Below are 18,414 nucleotides of genomic sequence, written 5' to 3'. Positions count from 1 at the left end.
TCATTGAGTTGGAGTCAGGTGATCGGCTCACGGCTTTTCTAGAATTGAACAGGAGTTTCACATGGCGAAGAAACCCAAGGCAGCCACCTTCATCAAAGACCCGCTCTGGTACAAGGACGCGGTGATTTATCAGGTTCACGTCAAATCATTTTTCGACTCCAACAACGACGGGATCGGCGACTTTCCCGGTCTGATCGCCAAACTCGATTACATCGCCGAACTCGGCGTCAACACCATCTGGCTGTTGCCGTTCTACCCTTCGCCACGCCGTGATGACGGCTATGACATCGCCGAATACCGTGGCGTACACAGCGATTACGGCACCATGGCCGACGCCAAGCGTTTCATTGCCGAGGCGCACAAGCGCGGTTTGCGGGTGATCACCGAACTGGTCATCAACCACACCTCCGACCAGCATCCGTGGTTCCAGCGTGCGCGCAAGGCCAAGCCCGGTTCAGCGGCGCGGGACTTTTATGTGTGGTCGGATGATGACCAGAAATACGACGGCACGCGGATCATTTTTCTCGACACCGAAAAGTCCAACTGGACCTGGGACCCGGTCGCCGGCCAGTACTTCTGGCACCGCTTCTATTCGCACCAGCCAGACCTGAATTTCGACAACCCGCAAGTGATGAAAGCCGTGCTGTCGGTGATGCGTTACTGGCTGGACATGGGCATCGACGGCCTGCGACTCGACGCGATTCCGTACCTGATCGAGCGTGACGGCACCAACAACGAAAACCTGCCCGAGACCCACGACGTCCTCAAGCAGATCCGCGCCGAGATCGACGCCAATTATCCCGATCGCATGCTGCTGGCCGAAGCCAACCAATGGCCGGAAGACACCCAGTTGTACTTCGGTGATACCGATGCCGCAGGCCTTAACGGCGATGAATGCCACATGGCGTTCCACTTCCCGTTGATGCCGCGTATGTATATGGCACTGGCCCAGGAAGATCGCTTCCCGATTACCGATATTCTCCGTCAGACCCCGGAAATCCCCGCTAACTGCCAGTGGGCGATCTTCCTGCGTAACCACGATGAACTGACCCTGGAGATGGTCACCGACAAGGAACGCGACTACCTGTGGAATTACTACGCCGCTGATCGCCGCGCGCGGATCAACCTCGGTATTCGCCGACGTCTGGCACCGCTAATGGAACGTGATCGCCGCCGCGTCGAACTGCTCAACAGCCTGCTGCTGTCGATGCCGGGCACGCCGACCCTGTATTACGGCGATGAAATCGGCATGGGCGACAACATCTATCTTGGCGACCGTGACGGTGTACGCACGCCCATGCAATGGTCGATCGACCGCAACGGCGGCTTCTCCCGCGCCGACCCGGCCAGCCTGGTGCTGCCGCCGATCATGGATCCGCAATACGGCTATCTGTCGGTCAACGTCGAAACCCAGGCCGGCGACCCGCATTCGCTGTTGAACTGGACGCGGCGCATGCTCGCGGTGCGCAAGCAGTCCAAGGCGTTCGGCCGTGGCACGCTGAAAATGCTCTCGCCGAGTAACCGACGGATTCTGGCCTACACCCGCGAATTCACCGACGCCGACGGCAAGCACGAAATCATTCTGTGCGTGGCCAACGTCTCGCGCAGCGCGCAAGCGGCGGAGCTGGATCTGTCTGCATACACCGGCATGGTGCCGGTGGAGATGCTTGGCGGTAACGCGTTCCCGCCGATTGGCCAGTTGAATTTCCTCCTGACCCTGGCGCCTTACGGCTTCTACTGGTTCGCCCTGGCGACCGAAAACCAGATGCCGAGCTGGCACGTTGAACCGGCGCAGAGCCTGCCGGACTTCACCACGCTGGTGCTGAAAAAACGCATGGAAGAATTGCTCGAGGCGCCGTCCCGCGCGACCCTGGAGCAGGGCATTCTGCCGAGCTGGTTGCAAAACCGTCGCTGGTTTGCCGGCAAGGACGCCGCCATCGACAAGGTCAATCTGGCGTATGGCGTGCGCTTTGGCGATGCGCAGCATCCGGTGCTGCTCAGCGAAATCGAAGTCACCAGCGCTGGCCAGACCAGCCGTTACCAACTGCCGTTCGGCTTCATTTCCGAAGATCAGGTCGGCGCGGCGCTGCCACAGCAACTGGCCCTGGCCCGTGTGCGCCGGGTGCGTCAGGTCGGTTTGATCACTGACGCCTTCAGTCTTGAAACGTTTGTTCGTGCGGTGTTGCAAGGCATGCAAAACAACACCGTGCTGGAATCGGTCGAGGGCGAAATCCGTTTCGAGCCGACGCCGCACCTGGACAATCTCAACCTCGGTGGCGAGTCCGAAGTGCGTTACCTGTCGGCCGAGCAATCGAACAGTTCGGTGGTGATCGGCAACAGCCTGGTACTTAAGCTGATCCGCAAAGTCGCTTCTGGCGTACACCCGGAACTGGAGATGAGCGCTTACCTGACCGCCGCCGGATTTGCCAATATCTCACCGCTGCTCGGTTCGGTGATTCGCCGCGATGCGCAGGGTCAAGACAATCTGCTGATGATCGCCCAAGGCTATCTGAGCAATCAGGGCGATGCGTGGGAATGGACGCAGAACAACCTCGAACGGGCGCTGCGTGACGAACTGGCCGATGCCATGTCCGAGCAGGAACAGCACTACAACGCGTTGGGCGAACTAAAGGACTTTGCCGCGATGCTCGGCCAGCGTCTGGGCGAGATGCATCAGGTGCTGGGGGCGCCGACCGACAATGCCGACTTTGCGCCGAACGTCAGTACGGCCAAGGACATGCAGGCCACCGGCAAGGACGTCGCCGCGCAGGTCGAGCACGCGTTGAAGCTGCTCAAGCAGCATCAGGGCGAACTCAATGCGGCGGATCAGAAACTGGTCAAACGCCTGCTCGACGAGAAAAAAACCATCCTCGCCCACGTGCAGGATCTGGCGAAAAAAGCCGTCGGCGGTCTGCGTATTCGCGTGCATGGCGACTTGCATCTGGGGCAGGTGCTGGTGATCAAGGGTGATGCCTACCTGATCGATTTCGAGGGTGAACCGGCGCGTCCGCTGAGCGAACGCCGCGGCAAGCACAGTCCGTACAAGGATGTCAGCGGCGTGCTGCGCTCGTTCGATTACGCGGCGGCGATGACCATCAACGTACACAACGTCGATCACAGCGCCGAGTCCGAAGACGCTCGTCGTCGTGTGGCCGAACGTTATCTGCGTGAAGCGCGCGAGGCATTTGTTCAGGCATATCGCCAAGCGGCAGCTAGTCTTGATCATGCTTGGCAAGATCCTGACGGTGCCGACGCCGCGCTGGCGTTGTTCGGCCTGGAGAAGGCGGCCTATGAAGTGGCCTATGAAGCCGAAAATCGCCCGACGTGGCTGCCCGTGCCGTTGCACGGTTTGTATGGGTTATTGACAGGGCTTAAACCCTTTTCCGATCTTGGTGGAGAGTAGTCATGAGTTTCTCGAACAAGGAACAGGGTCACGCTAAAGAAGCGTTACTGCCGTCGGCGAAAGACATCGACGCGCTGGTACGTGCGGAACACCCGGATCCGTTTTCCATTCTTGGCCCACACGGCGATGGCGCCGGCGGGCAATTCATTCGGGCTTATTTGCCCGGTGCGCTGAATGTTTCGGTGCTGGACAAAGACAGCGGTCAAGAGCGCGGCACGCTTGAGCAGACTGAAACGCCGGGGCTGTTTGTCGGCCACTTCGATCAGGCCGGGCCGTATCAGCTGAGTACCCGTTGGGCCGGTGGCGAGCAGGTGGCGGAAGATCCCTACAGCTTCGGTCAATTGCTTGGCGAGATGGATTTGTATCTGTTTGCCGAAGGCAATCATCGCGACCTCAGTTCGTGCCTCGGCGCGCAACTGACCACCGTCGAGGGTGTCGACGGTGTGCGCTTTGCCGTATGGGCGCCGAACGCTCGACGAGTCTCCGTGGTGGGTGATTTCAACGTCTGGGACGGGCGCCGGCATCCGATGCGTCTGCGCCATCCTTCCGGGGTCTGGGAGTTGTTTATCCCGCGCCTGCAAGCCGGGGAGTTGTACAAATACGAAATACTCGGTGCTCAAGGGATTCTGCCGCTCAAGGCTGACCCGATGGCGCTGGCCACCAGCCTGCCACCGGATACCGCCTCAAAAGTCGCCGCGCCGCTGCAAGTCGACTGGCAGGATCACGACTGGATGGACAGCCGCCGTGAACGGCAAAAACATTCGGCGCCGCTGTCGATCTATGAGCTGCATGCCGGCTCGTGGCAATGCGAGCTGGACGATCTGGGGGAAGTCGCGCGCCAATACACCTGGCCGGAACTGGCCGAGCGCTTGATTCCCTATGTGAAGGAGCTGGGTTTCACCCACATCGAATTGATGCCAATCATGGAACACCCGTTCGGTGGTTCGTGGGGCTATCAACTGCTCTCGCAATTTGCCCCCAGTGCGCGTTACGGCACGCCGGAGCAATTCGGCGAGTTCGTCGACGCCTGCCACCGCGCCGACATCGGCGTGATTCTCGACTGGGTGCCGGCGCATTTCCCCACTGATACTCACGGTCTGGCGCAGTTCGACGGTACGGCGCTGTACGAGTACGGCAATCCGCTGGAAGGTTTCCATCAGGATTGGGACACGCTGATCTATAACCTCGGCCGCACCGAAGTGCATGGCTACATGCTCGCGTCGGCGTTGCACTGGTTGAAGCATTTCCACATCGATGGCCTACGCGTGGATGCGGTGGCTTCGATGCTTTACCGCGACTATTCGCGCAAGGCCGGTGAATGGGTGCCGAACCGCCACGGTGGGCGGGAGAATCTGGAGGCGATCGACTTCCTGCGTCACTTGAACGATGTGGTCGAACTGGAAGCGCCGGGCGCGTTGGTGATCGCCGAGGAATCCACGGCATGGCCGGGTGTCAGTCAGAGCACCCAGCAGGGCGGTTTGGGTTTTGCCTACAAGTGGAACATGGGCTGGATGCACGATTCGCTGCACTACATTCAGCAGGACCCGGTGTACCGCGCCCATCATCACAACGAGTTGAGTTTTGGCCTGGTCTACGCCTGGTCCGAGCGCTTTATCCTGCCGATCTCCCACGATGAAGTGGTGCACGGCAAGCATTCGCTGATTGACAAGATGCCCGGTGACCGCTGGCAGAAATTCGCCAACCTGCGCGCCTACCTGAGTTTCATGTGGACGCATCCGGGCAAGAAGCTGCTGTTCATGGGCTGCGAGTTCGGCCAGTGGCGCGAGTGGAATCACGATCAGCAACTGGATTGGTACTTGCTGCAGTATTCCGAGCACAAAGGCGTGCAGAAACTGGTCGGTGACCTCAATCGCCTGTACCGCGAGGTCCCCGCGCTGCACGACCAGGACGACGCGCCGCAGGGGTTCCAGTGGTTGATTGGCGACGATGCGATCAACAGCGTGTATGCGTGGTTGCGCTGGAGCAAGGACGGTCAGCCGGTGTTGGTGGTGGCCAACTTCACGCCAGTGCCGCGTCAGTCGTACCGCGTAGGCGTTCCGTTTGCCGGGCGCTGGACTGAACTGCTCAACAGCGATGCTGATACTTACGCCGGCTCCAACTACGGCAACGGTGGCGGGGCGTTTACCGAAGAAGTGCCAAGCCACGGGCAATCGCTGTCGCTGGAGCTGAACTTGCCGCCGTTGGCGGTGTTGATCCTCAAGCCGGAGGGTTGATCCGAGACCGCGTCGCTGCATTCGCGAGCAGGCTCGCTCCCACATTTGGGATGTATGTCCCCTGTGGGAGCGAGCCTGTTCGCGAAGGCGTCAGTTCAGGCACTTTCAAAATCCGGCCCAGCGCTCACCAGCGCATCCGCACCCCAAGGCTGCCAATCAACCCATTCAGATCATTGTCATCCACATCACTGCTGTAATCGGCACTGACATACAGACTCACCGCCGGCGTCACCCGCGCCACCAGGCCCAATCCCACCTCGACGGTGGATGACTTGCGGCTGCTGCTGATCTTGTCGACCTGATCCAGCGTCACCGTGCTGCCGGTATACACCGTGTGCCAGAGGTTGGTGCGCACGTAAGGTTCGACCGGCAAACCATTCAAGTCATAACTGCCTTTCAAGCGTGCCCCGACGCGGCCGCTCCACGCGGTCAAATCGGTTGAAGACGCATTGCCGGAGCCTGCGTACGGCGTATCGAGGGTGATGCGCTGATTGATCAATTGCGCCTGTGGTTCCACCACCCAGTTTTCGCTCAAGCCAATCGGGTAGCCGCCCTCGACCGAGAAGGTCATGGCGCTGCCTTCGGTGGCCTGCCGGGCGCCTTGTTCATTACGACTGAAACCGCTGACGCGCCCGCCACTGGCCGAAACATCGACATGCCAGCCCTGTGCGCCGGTCAGACTGTAGTAGGCGCCGAGGCTCTGGCCTTGCAGGTTGAGGGTGTCGGTGCCCGGATCGGCGAGGGCGCGGCTGGTGAGCGGCCCGTTGCCATTGGCTTGAATCCGGTTCTCGCCGCCGATCAAGCCGATGGTCTGGGTATGGCCGCTGCCGCTTCGCAGGGTCAGGACGGCGGGGCCTTTGAAATCACCGCTAGCGGAGGTCGCGTAGCCCGAAGTCAGTACATCGGTTTGCGCTTGCCGGGCACTGCGACCGTAGAGTTGCTCCCAAGCCCCTGGCGCAAGGTCTTCGGTAATCAGGTCGCCGCCTCGTAGATCCGGCTGTGGGCTCAGGCGCTGCGGGCCGGGAGTGATCACTGTCGCGGGCAAGGTCATGACCGGGACGTTCTCTCGATACCAAGGCGTGGTTTCATCCGCCACAGGGCTGGCCTGCGCCTCCATGGATGAGCACAGCAAGATAGAGCTCGATACTGTGCAGAGAGTGATTTTAATCTCGTTTGAGTGGAATGAAGTTTTCATGGAGGTCTACCTTGCAAGCGCATGCGGTATCTCGATATGGCGTCTCTCCTACCCCGAACGAGGGGCGACCGAATGGAGCGGGGCGAGCCGTGACCGCTCGATTTCGCGAGTGGCCGAAGGCTCGCCCCGGACAGTGTTTCCGGGGGTAGTAAGGTAGAGATAAGAAGAGTCAGGGCTGCGCGTCAAGAAATTGAACGATGAGCGGTAGTGACAAATCGGGACGTGCAAGCGTTTGTTTTTCTGCACATAACTAAGTGTTTGTTTGCATGGAATATCGCTGGGAAAGCCCCGCTCCAGAGGTGTGCTATTACCGACGGAAGGCTTGCCCGTTGACGCGCACGCCACTATGGCCGAGCGCGGTACGCGGGTCGTTGCTGTCAATATTGCGGCTGTGCTTACAGATGCACCTCAACCGCCAGCGGCAGGTGATCGGAAAGGTGGGTCCACGGTCTGTTGCCAAGAATCTGCGGGTCATGGCTGCTGGCGTTGCGCAGGTAGATACGGTCCAGCCGCAATAAGGGAAACCGCGCCGGATAGGTCTTGGCCGGGCGCCCGTGATGACGTTCGAACGCTTCGTGCAGATAGTCGCGACGGGCGAGGGCAGCGTTGCCCTGAAGTTGCCAGTCGTTGAAGTCGCCGGCGATGATCACCGGGGCGTCATCGGGCAGGGATTCGAGCAATTGGCAGAGCAGTTGCAACTGCAATTGCCGATGGCTTTCCAGCAGACTCAAATGCACGCAGATCGCATGGACTTCGGTGTGACCGGGAACATCCAGCACGCAGTGCAACAGACCCCGGCGCTCGGGGCCGGTGATCGACACGTCGAGGTTGCGGTATTCGCGGATCGGGTATTTCGACAGCAGCGCGTTGCCATGGTGGCCATCGGGGTAGACCGCGTTACGCCCATAGGCGAAATCGCTCCACATGCTGTCGGCGAGAAACTCGTACTGCGACGTCTGTGGCCACTCGTTGTAGCGATTGGAATGCCGCTCATGCTCGCCGACCACTTCCTGCAAGAACACCAGATCGGCCGAGGTACTGCGTACCGCTTCGCGCAGCTCTGGCAAGATGAAACGCCGGTTGAGGGCGGTGAAGCCTTTGTGGGTATTGACCGTCAACACGCGCAAGCGATGGATGGCTGAATCGTCGACGACATGACGTTTGGGATCGCTGGACACGTTCACTCCTCTGAATCCTGACCTTCCTTTTCATGCGACTGACGGGCAGGCGAGCAGTTCCTTCGGTGTTCGGGCCTGTAGGCGCTGGCGAGTGAAACCAGGCGGCGATCGTTGATTGATCGTTCCCACGCAGAGCGCGGGAACGATCAGCCGTTGCTACTGCGGCAACTCCAGGTTATTCAGCACCCGGTTCACCGCCAGTTCCCCCAGCATGATCAGTTGCGCAATCCCCAACACCGTCCGGCGTTGCGGCGCAGGCAACAGGCGGGCGAAGTCGTGGGCGATGGTCTTGGCTGATGCCAGTGTTTCGAAGGCATCGAGTAGCAATTCCTCGTTTTTGGTGTCTGCGGTCGCGGCATACATTCCGCGGGTTTTGCGTGGCGGCGGCGTGGAGCCGGGCGGGCAGAGGTAATGGTCGAGGGCGCGGTCGGCGGCTTCGTGGAGCTTTTTTGAGTCGAGGGATTCGTAGGGGGAGGCGGGGTCGATTTCGGGTGGGTTGGGTGTTGGTTTGATCATGGTGAAGCTCCTGAGGTTATGGAGCCACTTTCCCCTGTCGCTAAACAAGTGAAGGTGGCAGCTGTACGCAGGTTAGCGAACCGGTCACAGGCACCCCGGTAGACCCAAAGGTCTCCCGCATACAGCCGCCATAACGTAATTGCGGGCGAAGAATCCCACAACGAAGCCATGAACGCTGATGCACTGAGGTAGTCCGAGTCGCTAAACCCGATCGCTGATTCGTCAGCGACCGATCCACAATAGAACCCGCCCCCAAAGCGCACAAGCCGGCGGATTCTGGCGTAGCTGTAGGCAAAGGCGCAAGGTTTTGTAGCCTGCGAGAGTGTCTGGATTTGTCTGTTAAACATCGCTGTTTAAGGGGGCGGATAACTAAATCTGTTCCGGTTAATGCCAGGGCAGTCAACCGCCAGAACCGTGAGCCATTGCCACAATCCTCTGTAGGAGCGAGCCTGCTCGCGATAGCGGTGTGTCAGTCAGCAGTGATGCTGAATGACACACCGCAAGCTCGATTAGACAAATACGTCCTCTTTTCCCGTTTTCTTTTCGTAGCAACTTTTTATTCGATTACATTGAAAGTGTAATTCTGTCTATTATGAAATTATCTCCTAGGTCGATAATATCTATATATTTAATTCCAGGTGTTGTAAAAGTTAGTTGCAGTGCGTTAAAAGAATCTGTTGGCAATATCATAAGCGTTTCTAGTTTTACGTTGTTAGTGTCAAAGCTTGTAATTGAGGCTCTTCCTTCGCTTCTGGTATACCATAAGCATGCTTTGTTATATGTTGATTTTAATGTGAGTCGAGCTTTGCCTCTGTAGTCTATAAATAATGTTTGCCTATCTATCTTGCCTGGCACTGAAGGGTTATGCGATTGAGTGCCAACGCGAAAAATTAATTGGGTCCCGATCAGCGAAGATATTGTCATGCTCGCAGTTTTCAGACTATGACCTTCCTCGATTCTCAATTCAGGTAAACTTTCAAAGTCCTCAACTAACTCTATCGGCGTCACACCTGTAACGGTGGCAATAGCAACCCTGGAACTCCCCACCGCATCACCATTGGCTCTGTGCACCTTGTAAGTCACCGTCACAGCGCCGTCAGGAATCACGTGCTCATTAGGTACTTCAACAACACACGGTTTTCTCTGTCCGAACTCGTCCGCCTCCACCGTGCCAGCAGGCGGCGTTACCACGACGTCAGGCTGGCCGGTAACTTTGCAGATGTACGTCACGGAAATCAGGTCACCCACCTGCCAACGTGCGTCACTGGTCAGCACAATGACCAACAGCGGATCGCCGGCCAGTTTCTTAAGGTCGATTTTGGTCAGGTCATCTCCCGGATCGTTCAGGCGTTCGCGCAAAATCGGGCTGTCGAACGTCTCTGCTTCCAGATGAATGTCCAGCCGCTTCTCCGGGGATTTGCTGGGGTTGCCCAACTGGTCGGTGACAATGTATTCGATCACCGCACTCGGGTTATTGCCCGCTGCGAGAAACGTGTCGGTGAACAGCTTGTAAGTGATCGGTGCGTTGCCATCGGGGACATCGAAAGTGACCAGGGTGTCGCCTATCAGCAGTTCGATGCGGTCATAGGGGCGCCGGTTGTTATAGAAGAACCTGAACTCCACGCCTTGCGCTGCGCGTTCGGTACTGACGCCTTCGTTGATCACGTCTGCGGGGATGACAAGATCCAGATTGTCCGGCGTACGCAGGTGATAGAGCACCAGCAGGTCGCGGGAGTCTTCACTGGTATTACCGCCGACGCGGAAGACCTTGTAATGCAGGCGGTTGACACCCTGCCTAAGGTAGCCGTGTGGTATGTACAGACGCTGACGCAGCGCTTCTTCGCCCGGCTTGATGGTCACGCCGGCCACGGGTGTGGGGTCGTCGTTGATGTACAGATCCACGCGATCATCGACCGCCATGGTCCAGGATTGCAGTTGTAACTCAGTCCAGGGGTCGATCAGGCACATCAGGCCTTGAGACTGGCCGTCGTAGAGCACTTGGGGAATGCCACCGTGAGCGATGCCTGCCGGTCTCACCGGGGTGATCCAGCCCTGGATGATCACCGGGAAGAGCACGAACAATTGATTGAGTACGGCGGACTGGATATCCATCACTTGCTCCTGGATGCGAAAAGCCCGAATGCGCTCGGGAAGTGGGCTCATCAAACATCAGGCGGGGCAAGCGGGCTACTGTCAAAGTTGACAGGTAGGAGCCGTTTTCGGACGAGTGGTTAACTCGGTCGGAGGAGCAAGAATGTTCTGCGGGTGTGCATTACGGTGGCGGAGGAAGGCAAAGGATTGCGGTCTGCGGCGGGACTTGGACGTTGTACCGGGCTGGCGCCTGTTTGAATACTGAACCCTGTTGACGTGGGCTTGCCGCGAAAACTCAGCACCCCCAGTAGGAACTGCCGAAGGCTGCGATCTTTTGATCTTGTTTTAAAGATCAACATCTAAAGATCGCAGCCTGCGGCAGCTCCTACAGTGGGGCAATCAATCTGTCCCCTTAAGCGTTAGCTCGGCAATTCCAGGTTATTCAGCACCCGGTTCACCGCCAGTTCCCCCAGCATGATCAGTTGCGCAATCCCCAACACCGTCCGGCGCTGCGGTGCGGGCAGCAGGCGGGCGAAGTCGTGGGCGATGGTCTTGGCTGATGCCAGTGTCTCGAAAGCATCGAGCAGCAATTCCTCGTTTTTGGTGTCTGCGGTCGCGGCATACATCCCGCGGGTTTTACGCGGCGGCGGCGTGGAGCCGGGCGGGCAGAGGTAGTGGTCGAGGGCGCGGTCGGCGGCTTCGTGGAGCTTTTTTGAATCGAGGGATTCGTAGGGGGAGGTGGGGTCGATTTCGGGTGGGTTGGGTGTTGGTTTGATCATGGTGAAGCTCCTTGGTAAATGGAGCCGCTGCCTATTGCTACCAAACATTAGGGTGGCGGCTGAACGCAGGTTGGTAGACCGGGCACCAAGGCAAACCCAGCGCGCCATAAGACGCCCCGCGCACAGCCGCCATAACAAGTCGGTCGACGAAAAATCATCGACAGAATGCAATTGCCGGCGCTGTGCGCCTCGGTTAACTCGGGCTACCAAACCCGATCGCTGATTCGTCAGCGACCGACCCACAATAGAACCCGCCCCCAAGGCGCACAAGCCGGCGGATTCTGGCGTAGCTGTAGGCAAAGGCGCAAGGTTTTGTAGCCTGCGAGAGTGTCTGGATTTGTCTGTTAAACATTGCTGTTTAATGGGGCAGATAATTAAATCTGTTCCGGTTAATGCCGAGCGAGGGCTTCACTGGCGATTAAATAAATGCGTCCCCTTATCCGGCACTCTCCCCACGTCATCTTATTCCGCGCTATTGGTCGATAGGAAATACATCAAGGTAGCGGCTATTTATATTACACACATACAATCGTTTTTGGTTTGGGGTATAGACCATCCTCGATGGTCCAGGGTGGACCATCTCGAAATGTCCAACTTCCTTTCCAGAGACTAGATCAATAATGATGGCGGTTGTGATTTTTGGGTGTGTGAGCAGTATGCGGTCAGTGAATATTGTGGATATGATCATTTGCCCATCGTGAGGGGTTAGTCTGCCTGAAACGGTAATGTTTCGAATCGGTCTCAAGGTTTTTGCCTCGAGCTCTACTATGGTTCCGTAAGTGTAAAATTGATTCGCGTCTACGTCGTAAAGTAATATATATATCCTCGTCCCGTCAGGGCTGAGACCGATTTCACCTATGCCGGAGCGCACGGGGATTGTGTAGCTGTTAATGACTGCGCCGGTCTCTGAATTGACTGCCTGCAGGCTTCCTGACATTGCCAAGATTCTCGAGCCGTCGGAATTAAATTGGGCTCCGTTGAACGCAGACGTTGATAGTGTTCCTGTAACAGTGTCTGTGACGGTTTCTATCATTGTCACGTTTCCGTTATTTCCAATGCTGGAGGCTAAACGGCTACCGTCTGGACTTAATGATAAGTAATGGGAGATAACGGGAATTGTTTTTATGATTCTTCGAGTGGTGGTGTTAAATACTTGTATGCCTTGGTTATAGTGCGTGCCATAAATTTTTTTATTGTCTGGCGTGATAACCATGGCAGACAACCAGTCAGTAATGCCAGTGGGAATCACGCCAACTACACGATTGGTCACGGGGTCGATTTCTACTATTCTTCCACGAGCGTTAACAAAAATACGTGTACCATCCTTTGATATGGCGATTGTATATGGTAGCTCCCCAATATCTATCAATCCCACAGGCCCCTCAGCCAAAACCTCCACCCGCGCCACAACATCACTGGCCCCCTTACTCTTGGCCACCAACTCATGCCCCCCCTCAGCCCCCGAGGCAATAATCCCGGTAACAGTCACCACCCCCTTCGCATCAGTAATGAAATCACGCTCACCACCACCCCCACCCGGAAACTGGAATCCCGATGCAAGGCGTAAAGTAACCACCACATTCGCCTGCGGCACGCCATCACGCGTTAGCAGCAAACCGACATCGAACGTTTTGCCAGCCAAAACCTCATACGGCCCATTGGTGAACACCAATGTTGCAGCCGGCAACGCCTCGCCAATCACCTGCGCCCGCGCAACCCTGGAACTCCCCACCGCATCACCATTGGCTCTGTGCACCTTGTAAGTCACCGTCACAGCGCCGTCAGCAATCACGTGCTCATTAGGCACTTCAACAACACACGGCTTCCTTTGCCCGAACTCGTCCGCCTCCACCGTGCCGGCAGGCGGCGTTACCACGACGTCAGGCTGGCCAGTAACTTTGCAGATGTACGTCACGTAAATCAGGTCGCCCACCTGAAAGCGTGAGTCACTGGTCGGCACAATGATCAACAGCGGATTGCCGGCCAGTTTCTCCAGATCGATTTCGGTCTTGTCATCTCCCGTATCGTCCAGGCGTTCGCGCAAAATCGGGCTGTCGAACGTCTCTGCTTCCAGATGAATGTCCAGCCGCTTCTCCGGGGATTTGCTGGGGTTGCCCAACTGGTCGAAGACAAAGAATTGAATCACCGCACTCGGGTTGTTGCCCGCTGCGAGAAACGCGTCGGTGAACAGCGTGTGGGTGATCGGTGCGTTGCCATCGGCGACATCGAAAGTGACCTCGGTATCGCCGATCAGCAGTCGGATGCGGTCATAGGGGCGCCGGTTGTTATAGGTGAACCTGAACTCCACGCCTTGCGCTGCGCGTTCGGCACTGACGCCTTCGTTGATCACGTCTGCGGGGATGACAATATCCAGGTTGTCCGGCGTACGCAGGTGATAGAGCACCAGCAGGTCACGGGAGTCTTCACTGGTGTTGCCGCCGACGCGGAAGACCTTGTAATGCAGGCGGTTGACACCCTGCCTAAGGTAGCCGTGTGGTATGTACAGACGCAGACGCTGCGCTTCTTCGCCCGGCTTGACGGTCGTACCGGTCACGGGGGTCGTGTTGTCGTTGATGTACAGATCCACGCGATCATCGACCGCCATGGTCCAGGATTGCCGTTGTAACTCGGTCCAGGGGTCGATCAGGCACAGCAGGCCTTGGAGCTGGCCGTCGTAAAGCACTTGGGGAATGCCGCCGTGGGCGATGCCTGCCGGTCTCACCGGGGTGATCCAGCCCTGGATGATCACCGGGAAGAGCACGAACAATTGATTGAGTACGGCGGACTGGATATCCATCACTTGCTCCTGGAGGCGAAAAGCCCGAATGCGCTCGGGAAGTGGGCTCATCAAACATCAGGCGGGAGAAGCGGGCTACTGTCAAAGTTGACAGGTAGGAGCCGTTTTCGGACGAGTGGTTAACTCGGTCGGAGGTGCAAGAAGTGTTGCGGGCGCATTGCGTTGGAGGAGGGAGCGCCGCTGGCTGTGATCTTTAAAAGCCAGATCAAAAGATCGCAGCCTGCGGCAGCGCCTACAGAGACCGGATTGTGCGGCGCTCAGACGAAGACAATCTCATACGGTAAACGCATCCGCTCCAGCAGCACCCGCGGCAACATCGGCGCGATGCCGATCGCCGGTTCGCCATTGAGCTGGCTGGCGTAGGCGTGGATCGCGTGGCTTTTGCGGGCCACGGTCCAGTTGTCCAGACGCAGCTTGCGGGCGCGTTGCCACGGGATCAGCTGCTGGTCGCGCTCCGGCCAGTGCCAGGCCCAGAACGGCACGTCATGGTAGGTCGCACCGACCTGTTGCACGGCTTTGAACGCGGCGCGCCCGACCACTTCATGGTCGTCGCTGCCATCCTCGCGCCAGGTACTGAACACCACGTCGCCGGGGCGCAGGTAGCGGGCGATGAAGGCGGTCAGCTCCGGCTCGCGGTCAAACAGTGCATTATCGGTGAAGCCGCCGCGTACCCATTTCAGGCTGTGCATCGGCAAGCCGAGGCGGCGCAGGGCTTCGACGCTTTCCTGCGGGCGGAAGACGCTCAGACGTTTTTCCGACCATTGCCGTGAACCGGGATGGCTGGCGCTGCCGTCGGTGATGGAGAGTAATTGCAACGGATGGCCGAGGCTGGCGAGTAACTGCAGCAGGCCACCGCTGATGACCACTTCGTCACCCGGATGCGGGGCGATGACCACGACGCGGGCACCGTCGGGGACCAGACTGCGGGTGTTGATGACGGGAATGTTGTCGAGTTGGGGGGCGCTGTTCCATATCTGCGCCGGCAAGCTGCTTTCGCTGAGGGATAACGGTTTCATGGGTGCTACGTCCTTGTTGTGTCTCGCCCTCAGTCACGCGCGCAGCCTTCAGACATCCGGCGCGGCCGACCCGTGAAGGCTGGTTGATTTGCCATGCGACGCTCCGAACCCTGGATTGCCGCGCAGCAGAGTATTGCTCAACAAATGCAGTTCGTCGCGTCGCAGATCAATCTGATCCGGTTTTTTTTACTCGATCTGTGCCAGGTTTCGCAAATAGTCGCCGAATCCTCCGCGTGCACGGCCGTCGAGCCGGGCACTGGTGTGCACCTGCGGACGGTGGCTCCAGGCGATATTGGCGCCGGACAACTCCAGTTGCCGGACCAGGTGCACGTCTTCATCGCAGGCCAGCGGTTTGAAGCCTCCGGCCCAGCGATAAGCGTCGGCGCTGACCCCCAGGTTGGCGCCGTGGATATGCCGATGGCCGTCACACGCCCGGTAGTGGCGGTGATAGCGGATTTGCGCGGCTTTATCGAACGACTCGTGCCAGTGCTCGACGGTTACCGTGCCACACACCGCGTCGGCGCCCAGCCCGAGCTGCGCCACCAGCCAATCGTCAGCGACACGGCTGTCGGCGTCCGAGCAGGAAATCCAGCGTGCGCCGCGCTCCAGCAGCACTTGCGCGCCGGCAGCACGCGCCAGGCCGACATTGCGCGCATTGATGTGCAGGCTCTGCACCGGGTAGGCGCTGACAATCTGCGCCGAACGATCGGTGCAACTGTCGAGCACCACCAGCACTTCGACCCGCTCACCGGCGAGAAGCCCGTGTTTGCTGGCACGCAGGGCAGCGTTGAGGCATTCGTCGAGCAGGTCTTCTTCGTTGTGCGCCGGAATCAGGATGCCGATCATCGTAAGCCCTCCAGCGCTGCCACTGAGCGCGGTTCGCGACTCCAGACCTCCAGAATGAAGTCCGCTTCCTGATGCAGCACCAGCCGCGGCAGGTGCAAGTGTTCGTGTATCAGGTCGTGAACCTGACGCGCATTCAACGGGCAGCCCTCGATGGGCGGACGCCAGTGGCAGGCCAGGAGTTGCCCGTCGGCGGTCAGGGAATCACTGATGCGGCGGATCACTTCTGTCAGATCCTGGGTGTCGAGGTAGTAGCCGATTTCGCTAAATACAATCAGGTCGAATTTTTCTTCCGGCCAGTCGCCGGGCAGGCGACTTTGCCGCACTTGCGCATGGTCAAACGGACTCAATCGGGTGCGCGCCAGACTCACCGCAGCGCTTGCTGTGTCGCAGCACAACAGCCGGTCACAGCGACCGGCCAATTCGGCACTCAACTCGCCATTGGCGCAGCCCGGTTCGAAAATCGCCCGATAGTGCGGGCGCGGCAGCGCGGCGAGGGTGATCGCGCGTTTGCGCTGCTCGTACCAGCGCTGACGAAACGCCCAGGGGTCGTCGTTGCCGGCGAACAGGCCGTCGAAGTAACGATCCTCGACACTCATAAAAACACCACTTCGAACGGTTGCAGCAGGCGATCCAGCACGTAGGGTGCGAGTACCGGGCCGAGTCCGGCATCAGGGTCGCCGTCCAGTTGGCTGGCGAAGGCGTGAACCGCGTGGCGTTTGCGCGCAACGTGTTCCGGCGACAGCAACACCTTGCGCGCTCGTTGCCACGGCACACAGGCGTCTTCAGGTGTTGCCCAGTGCCACGTCCACACCGGCAGTTCATGGCAGGTTGCACCGACTCTGCGCGCCGCTTCGGCACTGGCGCGGCCGACGGCTTCGTGATCGCAATGGCCGTCGTCGCTCCATGTGGTGAACAGCACATCGTCGGGACGCAGATGGCGCTCGATGAAGTCGCTCAGTTCGGCTTCTTGAGCCGCCACTTGCGTGTCAGTGAAACCGCCGCGCAGCCACTTCAGCCGATGCATCGGTACACCCAGACGACGCAGCGCTTCGGCGGATTCCTGTGGGCGGATCACGCTCAGGCGTTCCACCGGCCAGCGAGCGGAACCGGGGTGGCTGGCGCTGCCGTCGGTCACCGAGATCAGTTGCAACGGGCGGCCGGCGGCGGCGAGCAGTTGCAGCAAGCCGCCGCAGCCGAGCACTTCATCGTCCGGGTGCGGGGCGACAATCACCGCCCGCGCGCCTGGCGGCACCAGCTCAAGCACATTGATGCTGTCCAGCTCAGCCAGATGCCGTGAGCCCTGCCATTGGTGCAGTGACGTGCCTTGGCCGACGATCGGATTGTCTTTTTTGACAGCGTTCATAACGTCCAGGCCTCCACGGTTTGAGCGGCAACCAGTTGGCCGAGCGCGGCGAGATCGCGTTCGGCGTGGCTTTGCCGCAGGAACACCGGCAGATCGGCGATCAGACGGGCGAAGTGCCGATCCTTGCAATAAGGCCCGGCCCCCAAAGCCCGCCCGGTTTCGCGGATCACGTGCTCGGCAGATTGCTCCACCACGGCGCGGGCGCGGCGGGCGAGGAGTTCGGCGTTAGCTTCGGGATTAGCATCGATGTGCAAGGCACTGAAACGCAGGACATCGGCGGCCGCCTGCAACGCCGTGTCGACGGCGCCGAGATGGGCGAGGGCGTGCGGCTCGTCACGTTGCGCACAGTGCTGGCGCAACGGTTCGGCGAGCTGCCGCGCGGCGCCGTACCAGCAGGCGGCAATGCCGATCCCGCCTTGCCAGAAGCCCGGACGCTGCAGGTAATCGCCGGGGTTGCCGATGGCCTGCGCCTCGGCGCCGTCGAACAGCACTTCCACGCTGCCAGTGGCGCCCATGCCTACCGCTTGCCAGCCCTGATCGGTAACGGTCACGCCCGGCTGGTCGAGGGCGACGGCGACCAATTGCTGCTGATCATCGGCATCCCACGCGGTGAGCAAGGCATGGCTGAGCACAGAGGCGCCGGAACACCAGGCCTTGCGTCCATCAAGCGTGACCATGTGCCCGGCGGGCCGCACGTGCACCCGCGCTTGTGGCGGTTCTGCCGCCCACATGCCCCAGGTGCTGCCCGGCGTTGGCGAGCCACCGAGTTGCTCGATGATGGCCAGCGCGTCGGTGTGGCCTTCGTAGAGTTTGCACAGGCCCAGATCATGACCGCCGACCCAGGCCAGACGCTGAAATCGCTCCAGCGTATGACCACTGCCCGGCAGTGGCAATCGGTCCAGACCGGCCTCGACCAGCGCCCGCAGACAACCGCCAAGGGCGGCGGTGTCGCGATAATCCGGCGGACGGCGGGCGAGATAGTTTTGCAAGTCCATA

At 59.3% G+C, this 18,414-nt stretch carries 13 protein-coding genes; 2 read left to right on the top strand and 11 right to left on the bottom strand.

Features of this window, described 5'->3' with window-relative positions:
• Positions 1-61: 61 nt before the first annotated feature.
• Complete coding sequence (treS, locus tag CKW18_RS12315) at positions 62-3,403, top strand: maltose alpha-D-glucosyltransferase (RefSeq protein ID WP_095189046.1); 3,342 nt, start codon at positions 62-64, stop codon at positions 3,401-3,403.
• Positions 3,404-3,405: 2 nt separating this feature from the next.
• Positions 3,406-5,637: a 1,4-alpha-glucan branching protein GlgB gene (gene glgB / locus CKW18_RS12310; protein WP_095189045.1), complete on the top strand. Its 2,232-nt coding sequence runs from the start codon at positions 3,406-3,408 to the stop codon at positions 5,635-5,637.
• 124 nt (positions 5,638-5,761) lie between these two features.
• On the opposite strand, the gene CKW18_RS12305 is transcribed toward glgB, so the two are convergent.
• The 11 genes from CKW18_RS12305 to CKW18_RS12255 all read right to left on the bottom strand — a co-directional run bounded on the left by CKW18_RS12305 (position 5,762) and on the right by CKW18_RS12255 (position 18,413).
• Complete coding sequence (locus tag CKW18_RS12305; protein WP_095189044.1) at positions 5,762-6,832, bottom strand: autotransporter outer membrane beta-barrel domain-containing protein; 1,071 nt, start codon at positions 6,830-6,832, stop codon at positions 5,762-5,764.
• A gap of 395 nt (positions 6,833-7,227) precedes the next feature.
• Positions 7,228-8,010, bottom strand: coding sequence for an endonuclease/exonuclease/phosphatase family protein (locus tag CKW18_RS12300; RefSeq protein WP_095189063.1), 783 nt, complete (start codon positions 8,008-8,010; stop codon positions 7,228-7,230).
• A gap of 156 nt (positions 8,011-8,166) precedes the next feature.
• Positions 8,167-8,526, bottom strand: a complete 360-nt coding sequence (locus CKW18_RS12295; protein WP_095189043.1) for a DUF6124 family protein — start codon at positions 8,524-8,526, stop codon at positions 8,167-8,169.
• 564 nt (positions 8,527-9,090) lie between these two features.
• Positions 9,091-10,638: a hypothetical protein gene (locus CKW18_RS30565; protein ID WP_170947242.1), complete on the bottom strand. Its 1,548-nt coding sequence runs from the start codon at positions 10,636-10,638 to the stop codon at positions 9,091-9,093.
• Positions 10,639-11,036: 398 nt separating this feature from the next.
• Positions 11,037-11,396: a DUF6124 family protein gene (locus tag CKW18_RS12285; RefSeq protein ID WP_095189042.1), complete on the bottom strand. Its 360-nt coding sequence runs from the start codon at positions 11,394-11,396 to the stop codon at positions 11,037-11,039.
• 472 nt (positions 11,397-11,868) lie between these two features.
• Positions 11,869-14,193: a hypothetical protein gene (locus CKW18_RS30560; protein WP_170947241.1), complete on the bottom strand. Its 2,325-nt coding sequence runs from the start codon at positions 14,191-14,193 to the stop codon at positions 11,869-11,871.
• A 257-nt stretch (positions 14,194-14,450) separates the two neighbouring features.
• On the bottom strand, positions 14,451-15,209 hold the full coding sequence (locus CKW18_RS12275; RefSeq protein WP_095189041.1) for a PIG-L deacetylase family protein: 759 nt from the start codon (positions 15,207-15,209) through the stop codon (positions 14,451-14,453).
• A gap of 186 nt (positions 15,210-15,395) precedes the next feature.
• On the bottom strand, positions 15,396-16,055 hold the full coding sequence (locus CKW18_RS12270) for a glycosyltransferase family 2 protein (RefSeq protein WP_095189040.1): 660 nt from the start codon (positions 16,053-16,055) through the stop codon (positions 15,396-15,398).
• Positions 16,052-16,651: an SAM-dependent methyltransferase gene (locus tag CKW18_RS12265; protein WP_095189039.1), complete on the bottom strand. Its 600-nt coding sequence runs from the start codon at positions 16,649-16,651 to the stop codon at positions 16,052-16,054. The genes CKW18_RS12270 and CKW18_RS12265 overlap by 4 nt, the downstream gene beginning before the upstream one ends.
• Positions 16,648-17,418 (bottom strand): PIG-L deacetylase family protein, encoded by a 771-nt coding sequence (locus CKW18_RS12260; protein ID WP_095189038.1) that lies wholly within the window; start codon positions 17,416-17,418, stop codon positions 16,648-16,650. Before CKW18_RS12260 ends, CKW18_RS12265 begins: the two co-directional genes overlap by 4 nt.
• Complete coding sequence (locus tag CKW18_RS12255; RefSeq protein WP_095189037.1) at positions 17,415-18,413, bottom strand: acyl-CoA dehydrogenase family protein; 999 nt, start codon at positions 18,411-18,413, stop codon at positions 17,415-17,417. Before CKW18_RS12255 ends, CKW18_RS12260 begins: the two co-directional genes overlap by 4 nt.
• Position 18,414: the final 1 nt, after the last annotated feature.

Origin of the sequence: Pseudomonas sp. Irchel 3E19, from assembly GCF_900187585.1 — a bacterium.
In the GTDB taxonomy this organism is placed as follows: Bacteria; Pseudomonadota; Gammaproteobacteria; order Pseudomonadales; family Pseudomonadaceae; genus Aquipseudomonas; species Aquipseudomonas baetica.
The sequence above is the reverse complement of the archived record's forward strand: the minus strand, read 5'-3'. Positions and strand labels throughout refer to the sequence as shown.

Bases quoted from the DNA above. Each gene is read 5' to 3' on its own strand.
- CKW18_RS30565 (WP_170947242.1), bottom strand. From the start codon at position 10,638: ATGGATATCCAGTCCGCCGTACTCAATCAATTGTTCGTGCTCTTCCCG.
- CKW18_RS12255 (WP_095189037.1), bottom strand. From the start codon at position 18,413: ATGGACTTGCAAAACTATCTCGCCCGCCGTCCGCCGGATTATCGCGAC.
- CKW18_RS30560 (WP_170947241.1), bottom strand. From the start codon at position 14,193: ATGGATATCCAGTCCGCCGTACTCAATCAATTGTTCGTGCTCTTCCCG.
- CKW18_RS12260 (WP_095189038.1), bottom strand. From the start codon at position 17,418: ATGAACGCTGTCAAAAAAGACAATCCGATCGTCGGCCAAGGCACGTCA.
- CKW18_RS12285 (WP_095189042.1), bottom strand. From the start codon at position 11,396: ATGATCAAACCAACACCCAACCCACCCGAAATCGACCCCACCTCCCCC.
- CKW18_RS12305 (WP_095189044.1), bottom strand. From the start codon at position 6,832: ATGAAAACTTCATTCCACTCAAACGAGATTAAAATCACTCTCTGCACA.
- glgB (WP_095189045.1), top strand. From the start codon at position 3,406: ATGAGTTTCTCGAACAAGGAACAGGGTCACGCTAAAGAAGCGTTACTG.
- CKW18_RS12275 (WP_095189041.1), bottom strand. From the start codon at position 15,209: ATGAAACCGTTATCCCTCAGCGAAAGCAGCTTGCCGGCGCAGATATGG.
- treS (WP_095189046.1), top strand. From the start codon at position 62: ATGGCGAAGAAACCCAAGGCAGCCACCTTCATCAAAGACCCGCTCTGG.
- CKW18_RS12265 (WP_095189039.1), bottom strand. From the start codon at position 16,651: ATGAGTGTCGAGGATCGTTACTTCGACGGCCTGTTCGCCGGCAACGAC.
- CKW18_RS12270 (WP_095189040.1), bottom strand. From the start codon at position 16,055: ATGATCGGCATCCTGATTCCGGCGCACAACGAAGAAGACCTGCTCGAC.
- CKW18_RS12295 (WP_095189043.1), bottom strand. From the start codon at position 8,526: ATGATCAAACCAACACCCAACCCACCCGAAATCGACCCCGCCTCCCCC.